The 1,838-nt window shown below is 75.0% G+C and carries 3 protein-coding genes; 1 reads left to right on the top strand and 2 read right to left on the bottom strand.

What is annotated here, in order from left to right; genetic code table 11:
• Positions 1–918 (top strand): DUF6297 family protein (locus tag AB0J52_RS38725; RefSeq protein ID WP_500188029.1); only part of this gene is annotated, 918 nt, incomplete at its 5' end.
• On the opposite strand, the gene AB0J52_RS38720 is transcribed toward AB0J52_RS38725, so the two are convergent.
• Both AB0J52_RS38720 and AB0J52_RS38715 read right to left on the bottom strand, forming a co-directional pair.
• Entirely contained in the window at positions 857–1,462 is a 606-nt protein-coding gene (locus tag AB0J52_RS38720) for a pentapeptide repeat-containing protein (RefSeq protein WP_500188028.1), read from the bottom strand. The two genes, AB0J52_RS38725 and AB0J52_RS38720, sit on opposite strands and share 62 nt — an antisense overlap.
• Positions 1,463–1,471: 9 nt before the next feature.
• Positions 1,472–1,838 (bottom strand): sigma-70 family RNA polymerase sigma factor family protein (locus AB0J52_RS38715; RefSeq protein ID WP_500188027.1); only part of this gene is annotated, 367 nt, incomplete at its 5' end.

The raw sequence follows: 1,838 nt of genomic DNA, 5'->3' as shown, positions 1-1,838 counted from the left end.
CCCGCTTCGGCGGCCGTGACCGCTGCGGCGGTGTGCGCCGTCGCCGCGGCTTCGGTGTCTCGGCTCGCCTGGTCGCGGCTGGAGCGGATCCACGCGCGCGATCTGCTGGAGGCGTCCACGCGCGTCAACCGGGTGGCGACCGCGACGACGCTGCTCGATCCGGGCTCGCTCACGTGGACGATCGAGGACGTCCACTGGCGGGCGAGGACCCTGCGGTCGCGTGCCTGGCCGAGGCTTCCCGCGTCGCTCGCCGTGGCCTGGCAGGACTGGGTGCGGCTGGGACGCCGCCCCGGACGGCTCGCCCTCCTCGCGGCGTCCGCCGCGCTGCCCGCGCTCGCGGCCCGGGCGGTGGACGGGACGGCTCCGGTGGCGATGGCGTCGCTGGGGGCGCTGCTCGCCGCCGCGTCGTGCGCGGCGGGGACTCGCCGGGACGCGGGCGACCCGGCGCTGTCCCGCCTGACGGCGGTCGGCCCCCGGGCGGCACTGGCGGCTCGGGCCGTCCTTCCGGCGCTGGTCGGCGGCCTCTGGCTGGCGTCGGCCCTGGCCGGGTTGGAGGCGGCGGGCGCGCTGCCCGGCGGCCCGTGGTGGCCGCTCGCGTTCCCGTGCGCGCCCGCCCTGGCCGCCGGAGCACTGCGGATGGCCCGGAGGCCGCCGGTCGATCACGCGATGCCGGTCGTCGCGACCCCGCTGGGAGCGATTCCGACGGGCCCGCTCATCTGGGCGCTGACCGGCGCGGACATCGCCGTGATCGGGTGCGCTCCAGCCCTCGACGCGTTGGCGCGGCGGCCCGCCGGCCTCGGCCCGGTCCTGACCGCGCAGGCCGTGGCCGGTGCGGTCGTGCTGGGGCTCTACCTGCTCAAGGGCGGACGTCCAGGCCGAGGGCTTCGGCGACGACCACGGCTTGGGCGAGGTCGATGACGGCGCCCTTCAGGTTCATGGTCAGCAGGTGGTCGGGCGGCAGGACGCTGCCGCGCAGGTCCGCCTGACGGAAGTCGGCGTTCCGGAGCCACGCGCCGGACAGGTCGGCCTTGTGGAACGTGGTCCTCTCGCAGACCGCGCCGCTCAGGTCGGCCTCGCGCAGGCGGACCTCCTCGAACGTCGCGCCGGACAGCTTCGCCCCGGTCAGGGACGTGAACGACCAGTCGCCGCCGCGCACCTTGAGCAGATCGAACGAGCAGCCGTCGAAGGAGCCGCCGACGAGCTTGCAGCCGGTGAACGTCGCGTCGAAGAACGAGCAGCGGACGAACGCGCAGTTCAGAAACGCGGCCTCGGTGTGCTCGGAGACGTTGAACCGGCAGCCCCGGAACACGCACTCGGTGAACGTCCCGGACACGTCGCGCATCTCGGTGAAGTCGACGTCGGAGAACAGGACGCGTTCGAACGTCTCGCCGTCGATGTCCCGGCCGTCCCAGTCGCGGGTGGCGATCGTGGTCTCGGTGGGAGGTGCGCCGCGTCCGGTCATTCCCCCACGTTAGCCACGCGGCGGCTTCTCCAGTTCCACCGACGCGAGGACGTCGGGGTCGGCGACGAAGTCGATCGCGACCACGCGGCCGTCCCGGATGGTGAAGTCGAAGACCACCTGCGGGACGCCCCGGTGCTGCCACATCGCGCCGGGCACGCCGTCCACGACGACCGGCAGGATCGCCTTGGCGCGGCCCGACCAGAACGCCGCCAGGTCCCGCCGTCCCTCGATGCGGTCGGGCGCGCCCATCTCGGCGGCGGTCCGGTCCGAGCGCAGGACGGCGTCGGGGTCCAGGAGGGTCAGCAGGGCCTCGAAGTCGCCCTCGCGGGAGGCGGCGAGGAACGCGGTGACGACCTCGCGCTCGCGGGCGGCGGTG

It is taken from the genome of Spirillospora sp. NPDC049652 (assembly GCF_040675125.1).
In the GTDB taxonomy this organism is placed as follows: Bacteria; Actinomycetota; Actinomycetes; order Streptosporangiales; family Streptosporangiaceae; genus Spirillospora.
This window is presented reverse-complemented; position numbering and strand designations above follow the sequence as displayed.